The organism is Brevibacillus sp. FIR094 (genome assembly GCF_050477165.1).
In the GTDB taxonomy this organism is placed as follows: domain Bacteria; phylum Bacillota; class Bacilli; order Brevibacillales; family Brevibacillaceae; genus Brevibacillus.
On sequence record NZ_JBEAES010000006.1, the window covers coordinates 1 to 17747 of the forward strand.

Sequence of the window (17747 nt, forward strand, 5' to 3'; positions counted from 1 at the left end):
CAACTTTTTGCTCATTGGACTCAACCCCAGTAATTTTTCTCGATTATACAAAAAAAGTCCCCTATAGGCAGACTTTTTTAAGTGTCTACTCTATAGGGGACAGTTTATGCTGTCGACAGCTCGAAATATTTGCTCTACAAAGTCTTATGCTCCCTCTTTTTTCTCCCGCAGATCAATGACGATGGTTCCAGCCGCCACCTCTTCCTGTACGTCTACCAAACAATGTCCGTACGGATAACGATTCAAGACGGCTGTCATCTGTTTCGTATCATCGTCTGATCCATCATCTATCAAGGTAATTCGGATAGGTCTGCCACTCCAATACGAGCGAAACAGCAGACTCCGCACTACACGTTCCAGCACCTGTTCCGAATTGCGTACCAGCAACCGATAATGCTCATACGGGAGCTCGCTCGCGCTATCCGTCCGATTGGTCCAGCGCTCCGCGATCATTACCAACAAAGAGGAGCATCCAAATGCTGCCAAAAGCCATACAATCAGCTCTTCCATCGCGGTCATACCTCCTCCTATACCAAGGTATGCCGCACGGCTTGAACAGCGTGCAAATAGGAAGCGCTTCCTACAGTTTCACCCAGCCGTTTTTAATGGAGATGACAACAGCTTGTGTCCGGTCTTGCACATTGAGCTTTTGCAAAATGCTACTAACGTGATTTTTAACCGTCTTTTCACTAATAAACAAGAATTCCCCAATGGCACGATTGCTTTTCCCTTCTGCCATCAGCTGCAATACTTCCCGCTCGCGACGGGTAAGCGACTCGATCACTTTTGGATCGATGGCTTGTGATTCATCTACGGAGAAGCTACGCTCTGCCGTCCCTTCCTGCTCGCTCAGACGACGGAATTCTTCAATCAGCTTGCCCGTCACCTTCGGATGTATGTATGCACCACCACTCGCCACTACACGTACAGCGTCAACGAGGTCTGACGTTCCCATTTCCTTCAGCAAGTAGCCAGACGCTCCAGCGCGGAGTGTACGATACACATATCCCTCATCATCATGAATCGAGAGCATAATCACACGAGTAGAAGGGCTTACCGAAATCACATTTTCTGCAGCAGAAACGCCATTTATGTTCGGCATGTTAATATCCATCAACAAGACATCCGGCTTGTGCTCTTCCGCCAATACTGTGGCTTCTCCTCCGTCCGCACCTTCCCCGACGACCTTGAAATCATCTTCCATTTCCAATATTCGCTTTACACCTTCGCGAAATAATTGATGGTCATCTACAATCACGATGCGGAGTTCTTGCTGTCTCTTATCCATGGTTCATCCCCCAGTACTTATTTACATATCATGTCACAATTTTATCGGTATTTGGAATATAACCTTGGTTCCCTCTCCTGGAGCGGATTGCATCTCAACACTGCCCTCTAAGAGCTGTACACGCTCCCGCATTCCCAAGAGTCCAAAAGAGTTGCCATTCGCCATACGTTTTTCCAGATCGAATCCGACCCCATCGTCTTTGACGACAAGACTTAACGAATCTTGTACAAATTCCAGCTTCACTTGAACTGTCGTAGCGCCTGCGTGCTTCTCCACATTGTTCAGACATTCCTGAACCAAACGGAAGATCGCAGCCTTTACTGAACTGCGCAAAGGAGGCTCCACACCGAATACTACCAGATCGATGGAAGACTGAATTCGCTCTTCGCACGTTTGAATATATTTTTGCAAGGTAGGTACTAGCCCTAAGTCATCTAATGCCATTGGACGCAAATCAAAAATAATACGTCGAACATCCGCCAAGCTCAAGCGTACCATTTCCTTCAACTCATGAAGTTCCATTTGCGCTTCCAAAATGCGCTCGTTCTTCAACATGCGTTCTACAATTTCCGAACGCAGCACGACATTCGCCATCGATTGAGCTGGACCGTCGTGAATTTCGCGCGCGACACGCTTGCGCTCTTCTTCCTGAGCCTGGATTACCTTTAAGCCCATCAACTGATGCTGCTTAGCCGATTCTAGCGCCTCACCTATCTTACTTAAGTCCCCCGTTAAGTAACCAAGCACGACGCCCATTTGAGAAACCAACTTTTCTGCACGGACGATGGTTTCTTCCAAGGTACGCAGTTGACGCTCCAAATCATTTCTTCTGCGCTTCAAATTGTTTTCCCGCTCGCGGTAAATGGACAGTTCTACCTGAATACGACTCGCCTCTTCATACGCAACCCGGATATCTTCCTCCGTGTACATATGAAAATTACGACTGACCAACACGAGCTTGTTGCGCGATTTGCGATACGCGAGTTCAAGCGCATCGACCTTTTGAATCACTTTGGAAATCTCTTGTCGAAGTTCATGTAAATCAAACTTCAAAGAGTTGCCATGCTGTCTGGCGTTTTCAGCTATATCAAATATTTGAGTTTTACTCGTTTCTACGGTTTCAATCGTTCGCTTGATCACCCCGTCCAGCACGCTGATATCTATCGCTTTGTTCATGATTGCTCTCCTTCAAACTCATTTTTAGCCTTCGTGAACAACTGTTGGAGGTGCTCTTCTTCAACATCTCGCAGTCCCATGTCATTGCGTGGAATGGCAAACGGATCTGTTCCCTGTTTTACGAATCCACGATTGGATGTAAATACATAGCGGTAGCCAGCTTGACGAGCTGTCTCCAGTACGATTGGACTTGTGTAGCCAAATGGCAACGAGATGACATCGATCTCTTGCTTCATCCATTCGCTTAAACTGACGCGAGATATCCTGAAATCCACATAGAGACGGTCCCTGTACTCTTTTTCGTCCTCTAAACGCTGCAAATCTTTCAGATAGACCGGAGCTGTTTCTGGGCCAAGGTCGCCCCACTCATTTCGTTCTTCCTCTTCATGCAGACTGTACGTATGGGACCCGATTGTAACCAGTCCCGAATGAATCATTTCGTTAACCTGTTGACGCGTAAGTGGTGGCGTCATATTCTCCCGTTTTCGGTCAGCTACATCTCTTAAGCGCCCCGCAATTGCGAAGTTCACTGAAGGGTAGCCGTATGTACGTAAGATCGGAAATGCTTCTCTGTAGTAACTCTCATACCCATCGTCAAACGTAATCAAAACAGCATTCTCAGTCGGTAAGGTACCCGTCTCCATAAATCGCAGGAACTCATCCAACGAAATCGGATTCAGGTCGTTATCATGTAAAAATTTCATGTGTCGGGCAAATTGATCAGGAGCTATGACATACCGCTGATTCGATTGATCCGTGACATGATGGTACGTCAAAACCACAACCTGATTGTTATACCACTTTTTCGTTTGAACCGCTGCTTCTTCAATTGGTGTGACGTTTGGCTCAGCATTTTTTGTCTCACTTATGCTTATAGACGTATCCACTTGGGGAAAAGGTTGCACTTCTTGTTTATTCTTTTTTTCCAGAAAAGATTCGCCTAACAACCCAATAGCCACTGCAAAAAACAAAAAAGTAAGAAATACGATCAGGAAGAGCCTTCTGTTCGGCAAAAAAACCCCTCCTCTACTTCCTCACTAGGAGATTCGACACAGTCCTACAAATTCCTGTGCAACAATCGACCCAATAATTGGATGACTTTGCTCCTAAAATGAAAAAGAGCCCAGTAGCAACACCAGGCTCTTTTTATGTCATTCATGCTATTACAGTTGAGCAGCCTCTTGCTTCAGTATTTCAGCCTTGTCTGTTTGCTCCCAAGGAACATTCAGGTCATTGCGTCCGAAGTGGCCATATGCAGCTGTTTGTTTGTAGATAGGACGACGCAGGTCGAGCTGCTTGATGATACCAGCAGGACGCAGGTCAAAGTGTTTACGAACCAATTTCACCAGAGCTTCTTCGGAAATGGTACCTGTGCCGAATGTATCTACTGCGATGGAAACTGGTTGTGCTACACCAATTGCGTAAGCAACTTGTACTTCGCATTTGTCTGCGAGGCCAGCTGCCACAATGTTTTTCGCTACATAACGAGCTGCGTAAGCACCGGAACGGTCAACTTTTGTCGGATCTTTACCGGAGAACGCACCGCCGCCATGACGAGCATAACCGCCGTAAGTATCTACGATGATTTTGCGGCCAGTCAAGCCAGCATCCCCTTGTGGTCCACCAATTACGAAACGGCCAGTTGGGTTGATGAAGTATTTGGTTTCAGCGTCCAACAGTTCAGCAGGAACAACTGGTTTGATTACGTGTTCAACCAGATCTTGCTTGATTTGCTCCAGAGTTGTTTCGGGAGCATGTTGGGTAGAAATAACGATTGTATCGATACGAACTGGTTTATCACCATCGTACTCAACGGTTACTTGTGTTTTTCCGTCAGGACGGAGGTAAGCAAGTGTACCGTTTTTACGTACTTCAGTCAGACGACGAGCCAATTGGTGAGACATGCTGATCGGAAGTGGCATCAGCTCAGGTGTTTCATTGCAAGCAAAACCAAACATCAAACCTTGGTCACCAGCACCAATTGCTTCGATCTCAGCGTCAGTCATTTTGCCTTCGCGTGCTTCCAATGCTTGGTCTACACCAAGTGCAATGTCAGCGGACTGCTCGCCAATTGCAGTAATAACACCGCAAGTGTCAGCGTCAAAACCGAATTTCGCACGGTCATAACCGATTTCACGAATGGTTTCACGAACGAGCTTTTGGATATCTACATAAGTGTTTGTAGTAATTTCACCTGCTACGAGAACCAAACCAGTAGTTACGGATGTTTCGCAAGCTACACGAGCGTTTGGATCTTTGGACAGGATCGCATCCAAGATGGAGTCGGAAACTTGGTCACAAATTTTATCCGGATGTCCTTCGGTTACAGATTCGGATGTAAACAGACGACGACCTTTTTGCAAAGCCATGAGAAAATACCTCCTTTGACCTCATACAAATAGTGTGGTAGCCGAGTCAGGATTTTATCTACGTAAACGCAAATAAAAAACCTTTTCCATTTTTGAGGAGGAAAAGGTTTGAGCGTTTTTTGCTTCCTTCATCCTCTTATCGGCCAGAACGGATGTCCGTTCTGCTGGTTAGCACCGCTCTAGATCGGTTGCCGGGCTTCATAGGGCCAGTCCCTCCGCCTGCTCTGGATAAGAGTATCCATTACGGATAATAGAATAATTGTTTTTTTCAGAGATGTCAATAGGAAAATTTTTACTTATAATTGATAGGCTTTGGAAAGTACCACTACTACCTCGGCGCGAGTAGCCCTTCCATTCGGTTTAAAGGAAGAACCGTACCCACTGAGCCAATTTCTAGATGTCAAAGCTTCAATGGCAGGAGAAGCCCAATGACTCGCTGGCACATCCTGATAATTCGAGGTACCTCGGTTATACATCAAAACATCACGCGCCCGCGCGATCATTACCGCCATCTCTGCACGCGATATCGGCTGATCCGGCTTCATTTCATTCTTCGGGTACCCTTTCAAAATTCCTAATTGATAGGCTACACCTAAATTGTGATACGCCCAGTGCCGCTTTGGCATATCCCGGAAGGTCGTTTTTCCTGTGTAGGTAGTCGCTACCTTGGAACCGGTCGCACGCATCGATTTAAGCAGCATCGTCGAAAACTCTGCACGGGTCACTGCCTGATTGGGCTTGAACGACGCATCATTAAATCCATTTACAATATCGCGAGAGCTAAGTCTGACGATCTCTGAGCGCGCCCAGTGGTCCGAAATATCGCGATAGCCCGCTATCAATTTCTGCTGCGTCACCGTGAGTCGGTACGATTCATATTTGAACGCAGTACCGCTATTAAGTCGTACATAATATTTTCCTGGTTGCAAACGCAAACCGATAATATCGTTTCCTCGGTTAGACAACTCCGCTACCTCATTCGTCGAAGCGATCGCATAGTTCATGTTTCGATCGCTGTAGAGCGCGAAACGAAAGCCGCTATCGACAGGGATGTACGGCGCTCGGAACGTCACATACGATTCACTATTCACAGTAAATTGGAACCAGTCGGAATCAGTAGCTGTCGGTATTGTGCCTGACATCACTGTCCCACCGCCTAACGGAGACGCTTTTTGATAGGTGTCATTCGGCTCATTAAAATCTTTTTTTACTGGCGTGTATCCCAGATCCAGCTGATATTCGCCATTCACCGCATTGCGATTGTACTCACTCACACGGATGTAATACTTACCTGGTGACACTTCTTTTTGGACGCGCTCTGTCGGATTGTCTTTCGTTCCATTATCGTAGTTAGGGTCCCAGACAACCATCTTTTTTCCGATCTCTTGTTTACCGATACTCAGCAATAGATCGACACGCTTGTTATCAGGACTAACAGTGACATCCAAATGCCCGTATTCACGAACATAGTAGGAGAACCAATCCTGATCCCCTTCATCGTGAAAATTGCCTGTTACACTGATTTGATTACCTACGAGCGGCCTTGCCGTCTCTTGCGTATCGTTCGGTTCATTCCGGTCCGGATTGATGGTAAACTTACTCGTCAACACGTAGGTAAAAGCGTTATTGACCCCTCCGTTACGCATTAACCGGATATTCATGCTTCCCGCCTTGACCGGAACCGTTATCGTATCCCCATTCCCGAAGTACTGCGTGATCGGTGGACGATTTTCTGGGTAAAAGGTAGCTGCCATCGCTGAAGAAACACCAGAAGTCACAGACGCTGTGAAGCTGACCTTTCCATCGTAAGGGATGTCCATCTTCAGCCAGTCTATCGTGTCTTTTGGCCCCAAATTTCCACGTATCTGAGACTCGATCGGGAACGCTTTTGCTGAGTATGTCTGATTATTCGGCTCTAAAAAGTCATAGGATAAGGGCGTTCGAACTGCCTTGTCGACATTTAACAACCCGTAGCCCGTTTTTCGGTCCCATCCCTTTTCTCCTAAGTCCGTAGCCGTTTGATAAAGCAATTGTCTTACATCAAATGGACTTAGTTTGGGATGACGAGCTAGTATGAGCGCCGCTGCACCTGCTACTTGTGGTGCCGCTGCTGAAGTACCGCTAAAAGAACCGTATTTCCCCCCAAGCTTGGTCGTATAAACATTGAAACCAGGCGCTACCAGGTTCAGCTCAGGTCCTGTATTACTTTGATACAGCACTTCATTGTTACTCCTTACAGCCCCTACCGCTACTACCGTGGGATAAGCAGCCGGATAAGCCACACGGCTACTCTCATTGCCACTAGCTGCAATCAGAACAGCTCCGCTTCTTTCCGCTCGTTGCACAGCATTCGTCAGTTCCTTGGAGTAGGCCATACTACTGAGAGACATCACAATGACTTTGGCACCACGATCCAAGGCAGTATTGATACCCTTAGCAAGAGTCGGCTCCGTAGTATCTCCCTTTTTGTCCAAGATTTTAATCGGCAAAACCTTGGCATTCCACAAGACACCGGATACACCCATACTGTTATTCCCGCTAGCAGCCAGTACACCAGTTACTTCTGTTCCATGTCCGTTATCGTCTTGGGCAGATCTCCCTGGATTGACAAGATTCACACCCGGCAGAAGGTTGTCCTTCAAATCAGGATGCTCATAGTCCGCACCGGAGTCCAGCACCGCAATGATAATCTGTTCATTACTATTTACGACTGGCCATGCTTGGAGAGCTCTAATCTGACTCAAATGAAGCTGGTTACTTAAATAGTAGTCATTCGATGCTGGTGGTGCTGCAGCATAGATCGTTTGGTTGTTTGCCATCACTAGCGCGACACTAATCGCAGTCGCAACTGACATGTTCACTGATTTTTTCATGTAAAACAGTCCTTCCTTCTCTCCCCTGCACGATGAGCAGTCTAAAAGGAATTCAGGTATTTATCTTCTCATCCTAGCATAGCGGATGAAAAGGGAGACACGCAACCCTGATCACCCAATATTTGGAACGTCATAACAGTACAAAACCCTTTTCACCATGGGCAAAAAGGGTTTTCTTCTTACTGTAACAAACCTTTATTGTCTTCCACTTCAGGTGTTACCTGAGCTTTTTCTTTTTTTCTCTGCTGTGCTTTCGGAATAAAAGCAGTCAGTTCCGCCAGATTTACCTCTTCCTTTTTAATGGAGGAGAACGGAATATCAAATGCCCATACACGATGGCTATTTGCTTCTACCTTCATGTTTTCCAAGGTGAAGTGTACACGTGCGACGGTATCGCCATCCTTATCATGAACGATAATCGGCACTTCTGTAAACTCCAGACGTTTTGCCAGACCGTTACGGAAAGCAACGATGACTTTTAGGCCGTTATCTTCACCTGGCTTGATGTCGAGGACTTGCAAATCTACTTCGCCCTCTACAATTGGAGCCTTTTCTGCTGCCTGCTGCATGTATTGCTTGGACTCATCTGCACTCAGACCCAAATTATAGTTTTGGTTCTCTTCTACTTCGTTCTTCTTCGGCTTGATATAAGCCAGCTTCAGAGGAACCTCTTTTTCAGGGATACGGTCGAACTCATCCCAGCGGAACATGAATTCCATTGGACGGCTGGACATTTCCATCACTGGACCAGATGTAATCAGATCAAAAGTCTTTCTCGCGACTTCCTCTCCATCCTCCGTCACCAAAGACAACGGAAGCTTTTGCAGCAAAATGCTGCGGTCAGTCGCATTGCGAACGTAGGTAAGAACCAAGTAACCATCATTGGTAACCTGTGTGAAGAAAGGAATGATACCTACTTCGTTACGAACTACTGGAGGCATTTCATCATGCGCATATTGCAAGAGCTCGTGCTCCGCTTCGTCCAATTGATCATCCCACGGACCGTTCAGCACCAAAAACAATTCCTTGGATTCCACACGGTTCGCAGATTGCTGCGGATTATCTAATCCGGATACACCCAAATAAAACTCTCTATGAAGATTCTCATGAATATCCTCGCGTACTTGCTCCAAGCTCTCCTTGGAACCAAACCAATTTTCTAATAACCAACTCATAAGTCAACCTCCTCTTTCCCACACCTCAAAAGTATTGCGCTCTATTCTACCTCAAGCGTCCATCTTTTCAGGTCGGCATCAGGCTTTTTCACTAAATTTGGCGGGAATACAATCAACCACGGACGGCTGTAACCCGGCTTCACATTAATGCTACTTGCGTCCAGCACACCTGTTGCTACGAGATCACCATTTGCATCAGCAATCGTCAGCTTGATTTCATCTGGACGGTAATCGTGAGCCATCCCATTGCGGAAGAGCATCGCTGCTACCAAATGTCCTTCCTTTGTCATTCCGATGTCAAAACCAGTAACCTGAACGGTATCAATCGGAATCACTGGCAGAGAGTGCGCCAATGCTTCCAGACGATCCTTTTGGCGATCAGTCATGCGCTTTTCCATTTCAGGATCGAGCTCCAGATTACGAGGCCACACATGCGAATTTCTACCAGCCTTCATAACCACTTTCCAGCGGTTAAAGGTGAAATTATCATGCAGATAGCTCTCTTCCGGGAACAATACCTCCCACGGACGGCTGGTATGCGGCGGAATTGCATCCATATCTGACAAATCCACCTTGATCCGTGCAAACGCCTTATCATCGAGATAAATCGCTAACCCAACGTTTTTGATCCGTACTGGCTTATTCGTGGAATTGCGGAAGAACATAGCGACAGTCAGGCCGTTTGGTTGCGGAATCATACTGAATCCAGTTACGCTAACCATGCCTTTACGCATCTCAGGCAGTTCTTCTTGCAAAAAGCGGAGCGTATACTTCTTCTCAGAATCCAGCTCACTTTCCCAAATCTGGCTCAGTGACAATTCCGTACGAATCTTTTCAGCTCCACCTACAGAAGCTTCCTGTTGCTCATTGCCTTCCATTTCGACCTCGGTGTTTTTCATCTCAGCGACATCAATGGCAGACTCTTCTTGAATATCTTTTTTCAGATCCTGTTGATCCTTACCTAATAAATTCTTCATAAAGGAAAACATAGGCTACCTCCTCACACGTCCGGACACGAACGAAGCTCTCTCATCATGATAAACTTTTTTGACTAGCCTATGCAAATTTGCTCTCTTGCATCAGGCTTATTGGGGAACGTTTACTTTCCAACGCGACAAGTCCAGCTCTTCCTTTTGAATGCTCTCTGGCGGGAAAATAAACAGCCACGGCTTGCTGGTATTGGCATTTACAGTCAGGCTTCCTAGTTCAAACAGGCCTTCTGCCACTTTATCCCCGCTTGCATCATAAAGCGCCAGCGGCAACGTTTCAAAGGACAGCGACTGTGTAGAGCCATTGCGAATCAAAAGCATCGCATTCAGAGCACCACTTTCGGTTCTGCGAATTTGCACACTCTGTATATTTACTTCTCCCTCTTTTAGAGCAGGGAGGTTCTTCGCTAATTCAATTAAGGACGTTTTTTGTTCATCAGTCAGCGCCTTAATCCAGGATTCCTCAAGCTCCAGCTGCTGTGGAAGAACCATCTTCTTCTGTGCCATCTCAAAGGCGATCTTCCAATTCACGAGAAGAACTTCTAGCTGTAAAAAGTGCTCTCTGGTAAATACAAACGACCACGGCCTTGCAGAACGCGGCGGAATTTCTCCAAGCTCGCTCAAATCAAAAGATTGGCGGGTAAACAGCTCCTGATCCCCAAACAGTACCACCAGTGTCATCTCATTCAGGCTGATTGGACGGTCCGTGCTGTTCCGGACGAATGCCGTCACTTCGATCCCGTCATCATGTGGAACAAGCGCAGTTCCCGCCAAGGAGATATTCCCTGGCTGCAACGGTTCCAGCTCTTGAGCCATAAAGGAGAGCGAGTATTTCTCTTGCGCACTCAGCTGTTTCTCCCAAGATTCATGCAGAGAGAGTGTTGTTGTGACGCCAGTTGATTCAACCTGTACCTGTTGTTCTTCCTGATGTGACTGTTCGGTATCAGCAGCGGAAAGGATTGATTCCTCCTGAACCTGCTCTCGCACCTCATTGGTTGTCGGTTTATTCCCCATTAAATTCTTCAAGAAGGATAACATATCGTCGCTCCCAACTTTTCTCTACATCTATATATAGTTACATTCGTCATCCACTATAGCATAGTGACATCCTTTTGCAACATAGAAAACTTGGCATTCCAAGTGGAAAACAAGCGGTTTTTGCAACCTTTTCACAGCATGATTCGTACTGTTAGTTATGTTAGGATACCCGTACGCAGCAGGCGATGTCAAGGAATGGAAGGATGGGTGGTGGGGCAAAAAACTGCTCTCAGCCTCAAGGACCGTTTTTTAGTCTGGTTATCCCGTGCAAACACCTTTGATCATTCACCATGTCTCAGTCGCATATCTAATGAAGAAAAAATTTTTATGCTATCTAGACGTTTGAGATTTCATGTATAACATTTCCATAATGAGTTAAAGTTTACAACCTTGTTTATTATTGATAAAATGTAAGGGTCTAAACAAATAACTTGGGGAATTTCTTTTTGGCCAACTGTCTTGTGCAGTTGGTCCTTTTTTATGAGGTATAAGAAAGAGCCTATCACAAACGCGATTGGCTCCTTCGATTTTTTTCAGTTCCTTCTATATATACGGATGATTTGATCAGTAACGTCATCTCCGGCATTGCTTGTAATCTCGAGCGTTGCCGTCTGGCGGTATTTTTCGGTTTCTGCGATTGCGATTTCCATGTCGCTTTTTTCACCTTGCGCAAAGGCTACCATCGGTTCGGTTATTAAGAGTGATCATTTGGCATCAATAAAAAACAAAACGCTTATCCTACCCAAGGATTAGCGTTCACTACTAAGTTAGAGGACTATTCGCTAATAGAATAGTCCTTTTTATTTTTACCAGATTTATTATGCTAGTTTTCTTTAACATCAACTTCCAATGGCAGAACTACACTTCCATATTGTGGGGATTTCCATTACTTAGGAACAAACTACATCCATATTCCTTTTTTCTACAAATGACGGGTAACATGGGCCCTATGAAAATACTGGTAGGACGTGATTTGCTGGAATTGGTGAACAATTAGAAATTATTGTAAGGGTTAGTGCTATTAACGGTACAACTGTTGAAGTTAAATTCAACAAAGAAGTTGATGCTGCATCTTTGTTTGCTGATGACAAGAGCGGTGCATTCGACGCTGGTGTTGTAACTATTAACTCTATCGATAACGTTGCAGCTGGTGCTTTGTCCGGTAAATTGAGCGAAGACGGCAAAACTTTGACTGTAACGACAGCAAGTGCAGTTTCCAAGCGTTACAACGTAGTTATCGATGGCATCAAAGCTAAAGATGGCTCTGCTTTTGCTAAATACGATGAAGTTGTAACATTCGCTGCTGACACTACTGCTCCAGCTATCGTTTCCACTGTAAAAGATTCCGCTAGCACTTTCACTGTTACATTCTCTGAGCCAATTAAACAAATCGGTACTGTAACATACAAATATGCTGACGGTACTCCAGTTGCAGATGGTCATGTTACTCATAACTTCACCACTACAACTGACAAAGTGACTTTCACTTTGACTTCCAATATCGCATCTGGCAAAACAGTTATCGCGACAGTAATTGGTGCGCAAGACACTGCGAGCAACCTGCTCTCTCCAAACCCTGCAACAGTAACAATGGTTAAAGGTGCTTTGGACGGAGTAGCTCCAACAGTTTCTGCTATCACGCAAACAGGAGCAACTACTTTCACTGTTAAGTTCTCCGAGCAACTTGCTGCAAACCCAACAATCTCCATCGATGGAACAGACGTTGCTACAGCTAGCGTGGTTAAAGACGCTACAGATGCTACTCTCTACACTGTAACTGCTCCAGCAGTACTTGACGGTGCTAAAACAATCGCTGTAAAAGGCTTCAATGACCTCAGCGGTGAAGTTGGTGCTGACACAAGCAAGGTTGTAGTGTTCACGAAAGATGCTGCAGCTCCAAAAGTTGCTTCTTCTAATGTAGTAGTAGATGCTACTGATAGCAAGCAATATCTTGAACTGACATTTGATAAAGATGTTAAAGTTGATACTGGTAAAGTAACTGTTACTGGTACTTTCGTAAAAGACCATATCACGAACACGATCACTGTAGCTGATACAGAAGTAAAACCAGATGCAACTAACAAGAAAGTAGTTCGTGTAAACCTCGATACTCTCTTGGGCGACACAACTACTGATGTTGAGGGTGCTACATACAACCTCGACCTGAAGTTCACTGGTGTAACTAGTGCTGCAGGTGTAGTTGTTGAAGATGCTAAAGCAACATTTACTCGCGGTAAAGATGGCGTACCAGCTAGCGGTGCAGTTGCGAAAGTAAAAACTGTAATTCAAGATGCTACTAACAACAACAAAGTAAACGTTACTTTTGACCAAGCAGTAGACGGAGCTTCTGCTACGAATGCAGCTAACTACAAAATTGACGGCGCTGTTGTTGAATCTGTAACATTGCTGCCAGCTGTAACTGCAGCTGGAGCAACTACTCAAGTTGCTGTTCTGAACTTGAAAGCAGGTTCTAATGAATTCACTGGTACTCGCAACATCAACATCTCTGATGTGAAAGCTCTCGGTTCTACTAAAGTGATGGAGCCATTCCACACTAACACAGAAGTACTGAAAGAGAACGTTGCTCCAGTTGTCGTTTCTGCTAAGCTGACTGGAACAACAGAAATCACTTTGACTTTCTCTGAAGCTGTACTTGATGATACTGCTGAAGATTTCGAAGTGTTGATCGAAGGCAAATCCCAGGGTACTGCTGAAAAAGTAACCACTGGCATCGGTTCTACTGCTGTTACTACTGTAAAAGTAGCAATCGCAGCGGTTGACGCTGACAAAATTGCTAAAGGTATCTCCCTGAAAGCACTGGATACCATTGATGTGAAGGACGCTGCAGGAAACGCTTTGTCCGTTCCAGCTAACATCGTTGTTACTCAGTAATCGAAACATTACTTCATAAGCTCTACAAAAGAGCAAAGGAAGTTGAAAAAGCACCCCATACGCAGAAATGTGTACGGGGTCTTTTTCTAACCGTCAGAGAAATAATTGTAATCTGTAGCAAATGGTGGGAGGGACTAACGCTTTCATGCGCTAGTCCCTTTCATTTGCGTTTACATAATACTGAAAACTTATATCTTTTTTAATCACATAACATTTTCGTTTCATTGTATGTAAATATCCAATTAACGGTTATACTAATCGTGTTCTTACTTTTTCTGCTTATGTACACTTGGATTCATGGTGGTGTTGCGAAACAAATGGTTTTAACTCAAGCAGTAGACCTATTCTTGCAATACTTGTTCTCTATTGGCCGGAGTGAACAAACAATAACGGGGTATAAAAAGGATCTCACCTATTTTACTCGCTTTCTGGAAAGCAAATACAACTGTGAACCATACATCGATGAAGTGACTGCTACGGATATCGAGGACTTTCTTTTATATCTGAAATCGGAGCGTTCCTATGCTCCTGCTAGCAGACAACGCAACCTCCATACTTTTCGTTCATTCTTTGCTTATGCGCATAAAAAAGAGTGGGTTGCGAGGAATATCGCGCTGTCTGTAGAGAAAATAAAGGTGCAACAAAAAGAAAGAACATACCTGGAAGAAGATGAGGTATACGATCTCGTAAACACCATCGATCATCCCTTAATAAAACTAGTGGTCATGGTCCTCTTCTTGACTGGTATGCGCATATCAGAATGCCTGAACCTCACATTACAAGATGTGAAATGGGATCAGCAGGTGATTCTCGTGGTGGCTGGTAAAGGAAACAAGGATCGGTTCATTCCCATCTCTCCTCGTTTACTGCCATTGTTGAAAGAATACGTACAGTATCAGCGACCTGATTCTGGTTCCAATCGATTCTTTTGTACGAAAAAAACCGGGAAGCTGTCGCCGGTATACGTAAATCGCGAAATTACGGAAGCAGTCAAGCGATTAGGGTGGAGCAAGAAAGTAACAGCACATATCCTCCGCCACAGCTTTGCAAGCCAGCTAGTTAAAAAGGATGTTAATCTGGTACAAATACAAAAACTTCTAGGTCATTCATCTTTGAACGTAACCAGTATTTATACTCACACCAATTTAGATCAGTTACGAGATGCGATCAGCCATTTGTAGATGTGAGTATAAAAAATCCAAACACTTAAAAGCTTAAAAGAGAGAGAAATAGGAGTGTAGAGTGTGGATATACGTACAGAGAAAAAACCAATCTATGATGAGCGAGTCAATGAGATATTGCGAGGCATGATTGAGGGAAAATCAAGAGATGAGTTAGCGCAGGAATTGGGACATAAGAATTACAAGACGTTAGATATATACATGCGTCGCAAGAACTTTATGTGGGATCGTTATAAACAAGCTTATGTACCTATACATACAGTTACCGAGAAGTGGGACCCAAGCAAAGATTTAATGAAGTCTTCAATGGAGTCGACGATTCTCTCGCTCTTTCAGAAAGAAGGAGCAGATGCGAAGACGATTGCCAAACGTATGGGCTTTCAGGATCATCGAGAGCTTGCAACATATATGAAGGCAAAAGGATACAAGTGGTGTTCTGATACGAAGAACTATGTGAAGGAATATGGAAGACTGGCTGATAAGGAAATGGTTCACAACGAAGCAGTAACGAATTTCTCTAATGAAAATCCCCTGGAAGAACTAGAGGAGCCTTTTGTAGGGGCTAGAACCGGCCTTACGGGTTCGAGACAGATGGATCAGTATCTTTCCCTACTCGAGCTGTTGGAGCGCAACAGAGGCCGTTTAATCGATCTGGTGGTCCCTGGCTCGGAATCAGGAAAAGTTCCTCGATATGCCGTACCTGGTGTTTTCGTTACGAAGTCTGTTCATATGACAAATACACTTGATCAAATGGTGCGTGAATATAGTAAGGAAAAAAATATTAGCCAGCGAGATATATTTGCGGTGGCATTGATTGAGTTTTTCAAGCGATATGGGTATGAGAGAGAGATTAGTACGTTGATTGGAAAGTTTTAGAGTAAAATAGTCACTTTCATTATAAATAATTTGTAGGTACTGGCCTCCCCATCTATATCTTTACGTTTAGCTAGGGAGGCAGTTTATGTTGGCGTCTAACTCTTTGCCGTCATCAAAGCGACTTTTCACTATAACTATTGCTTTTTATAATGAAAATAACGCAAGAAGGTCAGGTAAAAAAGAGTCTGCCTCTGCGAGACAGACTCTTTTGGCATAAATACGAATTTGGACGACAGATATGATAAGCCCCGTATTAAGCCATTGTTTAAAAATTTTGGTTAAACTTCATTTCTAACTATTTCTGAGAAAATTAAAAAACGGTTATCACAATTTCTTACTAAATACTAATTACGCGTTAACGAGATGGTTATATTTTGGTCAGATAATGTTTTTGTAGACGTAAATATTACGCTCGCCCCAGAAACAGTGATATTTTGGCGGAATATCCCTTTGCCATCATTGAGTGCATGAAAAGCAGAGGCAATTTTGTCTGCAACTTCAGAAGGTGTTTCTGTACCTTGTAGGGTAACAGTAACAGTCTCGTTTAAAAAGAAAGATCCGTCGGTAAAGTTAACGCGCACATCCATCGCTCCAGAACCAGCCTCAGTAATTTCAAGTTCATTTACCTCAGCTACTCCTCCCGTACCAGCGACTCCTTTGTTCCATTCTGAGCCTACTCCAGTGACACCTGTGGCGTCTAGATCTTCTAACGTGATGGTAATATCTTTGTCTGCCTCTTGAGTCGGTTCATTAATATAAACAGACGTTCCACTTCCTGTAATATTATAATCTGCTTTTAATTCCTGATAAATCGCATCATATAGCTGGAAAAAGATCGCTGAAGCACTGTCATTCATTTTCACCGATTGAAAAATGTCTTTTCGAATCTGACCATCATCAAATACTACCTTAATCCTTCCGTCTTTATTTGCACCTGTTAAAATTTCCAACTGATTCGTCTCTTCTCTACCACCGGTCGGTGCCATACCTTTTACTACTTCCTTTGCATTCCACAAAATCTCGCTATTCTCGTCTTATCCCGTTTGAATTTTAGGGTTATAACGAGCCTACACCGGACGGGCGACTTTCATCGCATACGGCGTTCCATCAGCGAATTAGGAAAGGTTACGTCTTACAATGGGCATGTTCATCCTATCAAATGCTTCTCACAAATTTCTCACAAACTTAACCGTCTAACACGCTATACTGGCAGCAGTCTTAAGCATGATCAAACGACAAAAAGGACTGCAGAATGTATCTCTCTGCAATCCTTTTTGGAAATCGTTCATTTGTAGACTTGAGAAACTACAACGCCCATTGTAAGTTCTCGTATCCTTCTTATCCGCTGACTGGGTTCCTTCGCTCCGGCCAGTTTTCTCCTCCCCGTCTGTGTTACCACTACGGGTACAAACGGCAAGCCATCCACACTACTACGAACCCGCTGCCATCTTATCAGCCTCACGGGTGCTAACCCACCTCTTCTGATAAGACTTCAAACGTTCCACCTTGTCTATCCCTTGTTTTGCTGACCTTAGGTCCCCACTATACAATCCGAGAAAAACAGGTTTAACAGCCTGAATTGTTCCTATTTCGTCTGCACGATCTCGCGTACATCGACTGTTGTTAAACCCCTAGCGCTTAACTACCTAACAACAGCTATCTCGTATCGGGTCACCATGGATTCGTCGCCTGACCATAGTCAACTTTTAAGGAGCCCCGCCTTGCTTTACGCAAGTACGACTTCACCTGACTTCACGGAAGCAGTTGGTATAGGACTGTTTTCCGTGCAGGAGGATTAGGCACATGAGTCATAGGCTGTTCTCATGGATTGGAGTTGCACCAATCTATTTGACAAGATAGTTAGAGAAAAACCCCTAAACCGCTTTAAAA

General features: G+C 44.6%; 13 protein-coding genes and 1 riboswitch. Of the genes, 3 read left to right on the top strand and 10 right to left on the bottom strand.

Going from position 1 to position 17747, the window contains the following annotated elements:
* Positions 1–144: 144 nt before the first annotated feature.
* The 9 genes from ACQ5DJ_RS06165 to ACQ5DJ_RS06205 form a co-directional block, all read right to left on the bottom strand.
* Positions 145–510: a glycosyltransferase family 2 protein gene (locus tag ACQ5DJ_RS06165; protein ID WP_429841675.1), complete on the bottom strand. Its 366-nt coding sequence runs from the start codon at positions 508–510 to the stop codon at positions 145–147.
* Between the two features lie 70 nt (positions 511–580).
* The gene (locus ACQ5DJ_RS06170; protein WP_069850892.1) at positions 581–1288 is read right to left on the bottom strand and encodes a response regulator; all 708 of its coding nucleotides are present in this window, start codon (positions 1286–1288) and stop codon (positions 581–583) included.
* 33 nt (positions 1289–1321) lie between these two features.
* Positions 1322–2464: a sensor histidine kinase gene (locus tag ACQ5DJ_RS06175; protein WP_069850894.1), complete on the bottom strand. Its 1143-nt coding sequence runs from the start codon at positions 2462–2464 to the stop codon at positions 1322–1324.
* Complete coding sequence (locus tag ACQ5DJ_RS06180) at positions 2461–3477, bottom strand: polysaccharide deacetylase family protein (protein ID WP_429841676.1); 1017 nt, start codon at positions 3475–3477, stop codon at positions 2461–2463. Before ACQ5DJ_RS06180 ends, ACQ5DJ_RS06175 begins: the two co-directional genes overlap by 4 nt.
* A gap of 150 nt (positions 3478–3627) precedes the next feature.
* Entirely contained in the window at positions 3628–4833 is a 1206-nt protein-coding gene (gene metK, locus ACQ5DJ_RS06185; protein ID WP_429841677.1) for a methionine adenosyltransferase, read from the bottom strand.
* A 133-nt stretch (positions 4834–4966) separates the two neighbouring features.
* A riboswitch (SAM riboswitch) is annotated at positions 4967–5068 on the bottom strand.
* 61 nt (positions 5069–5129) lie between these two features.
* Positions 5130–7706 carry a S8 family peptidase gene (locus ACQ5DJ_RS06190; protein ID WP_429841678.1) on the bottom strand — a complete coding sequence of 859 codons (2577 nt, stop codon included), beginning with the start codon at positions 7704–7706 and terminating at the stop codon, positions 5130–5132.
* A 179-nt stretch (positions 7707–7885) separates the two neighbouring features.
* Positions 7886–8881 carry an SLAP domain-containing protein gene (locus ACQ5DJ_RS06195; protein ID WP_429841679.1) on the bottom strand — a complete coding sequence of 332 codons (996 nt, stop codon included), beginning with the start codon at positions 8879–8881 and terminating at the stop codon, positions 7886–7888.
* Between the two features lie 41 nt (positions 8882–8922).
* Positions 8923–9870, bottom strand: a complete 948-nt coding sequence (locus ACQ5DJ_RS06200; RefSeq protein ID WP_429841680.1) for an SLAP domain-containing protein — start codon at positions 9868–9870, stop codon at positions 8923–8925.
* Positions 9871–9966: 96 nt separating this feature from the next.
* Entirely contained in the window at positions 9967–10908 is a 942-nt protein-coding gene (locus ACQ5DJ_RS06205) for an accessory Sec system S-layer assembly protein (protein WP_429841681.1), read from the bottom strand.
* Positions 10909–11982: 1074 nt separating this feature from the next.
* Between ACQ5DJ_RS06205 and ACQ5DJ_RS06210 the strand changes: the two genes are divergently transcribed.
* The 3 genes from ACQ5DJ_RS06210 to ACQ5DJ_RS06220 all read left to right on the top strand — a co-directional run bounded on the left by ACQ5DJ_RS06210 (position 11983) and on the right by ACQ5DJ_RS06220 (position 15857).
* Positions 11983–13800, top strand: a complete 1818-nt coding sequence (locus ACQ5DJ_RS06210; protein ID WP_429841682.1) for a hypothetical protein — start codon at positions 11983–11985, stop codon at positions 13798–13800.
* A 317-nt stretch (positions 13801–14117) separates the two neighbouring features.
* Positions 14118–14981, top strand: a complete 864-nt coding sequence (locus ACQ5DJ_RS06215) for a tyrosine-type recombinase/integrase (RefSeq protein WP_429841683.1) — start codon at positions 14118–14120, stop codon at positions 14979–14981.
* Between the two features lie 63 nt (positions 14982–15044).
* A complete protein-coding gene (locus tag ACQ5DJ_RS06220) occupies positions 15045–15857 on the top strand; it encodes a hypothetical protein (protein WP_429841684.1) in 813 nt (270 codons plus the stop codon).
* 344 nt (positions 15858–16201) lie between these two features.
* Here the strand turns inward: ACQ5DJ_RS06220 and ACQ5DJ_RS06225 are convergent, their stop codons facing one another.
* Entirely contained in the window at positions 16202–16843 is a 642-nt protein-coding gene (locus ACQ5DJ_RS06225) for a hypothetical protein (RefSeq protein ID WP_429841685.1), read from the bottom strand.
* Positions 16844–17747: the final 904 nt, after the last annotated feature.

Bases quoted from the DNA above. Each gene is read 5' to 3' on its own strand.
- ACQ5DJ_RS06165 (WP_429841675.1), bottom strand. From the start codon at position 510: ATGGAAGAGCTGATTGTATGGCTTTTGGCAGCATTTGGATGCTCCTCT.
- ACQ5DJ_RS06170 (WP_069850892.1), bottom strand. From the start codon at position 1,288: ATGGATAAGAGACAGCAAGAACTCCGCATCGTGATTGTAGATGACCAT.
- ACQ5DJ_RS06175 (WP_069850894.1), bottom strand. From the start codon at position 2,464: ATGAACAAAGCGATAGATATCAGCGTGCTGGACGGGGTGATCAAGCGA.
- ACQ5DJ_RS06190 (WP_429841678.1), bottom strand. From the start codon at position 7,706: ATGAAAAAATCAGTGAACATGTCAGTTGCGACTGCGATTAGTGTCGCG.
- ACQ5DJ_RS06200 (WP_429841680.1), bottom strand. From the start codon at position 9,870: ATGTTTTCCTTTATGAAGAATTTATTAGGTAAGGATCAACAGGATCTG.
- ACQ5DJ_RS06195 (WP_429841679.1), bottom strand. From the start codon at position 8,881: ATGAGTTGGTTATTAGAAAATTGGTTTGGTTCCAAGGAGAGCTTGGAG.
- ACQ5DJ_RS06205 (WP_429841681.1), bottom strand. From the start codon at position 10,908: ATGTTATCCTTCTTGAAGAATTTAATGGGGAATAAACCGACAACCAAT.
- ACQ5DJ_RS06215 (WP_429841683.1), top strand. From the start codon at position 14,118: ATGGTTTTAACTCAAGCAGTAGACCTATTCTTGCAATACTTGTTCTCT.
- metK (WP_429841677.1), bottom strand. From the start codon at position 4,833: ATGGCTTTGCAAAAAGGTCGTCGTCTGTTTACATCCGAATCTGTAACC.
- ACQ5DJ_RS06225 (WP_429841685.1), bottom strand. From the start codon at position 16,843: ATGGCACCGACCGGTGGTAGAGAAGAGACGAATCAGTTGGAAATTTTA.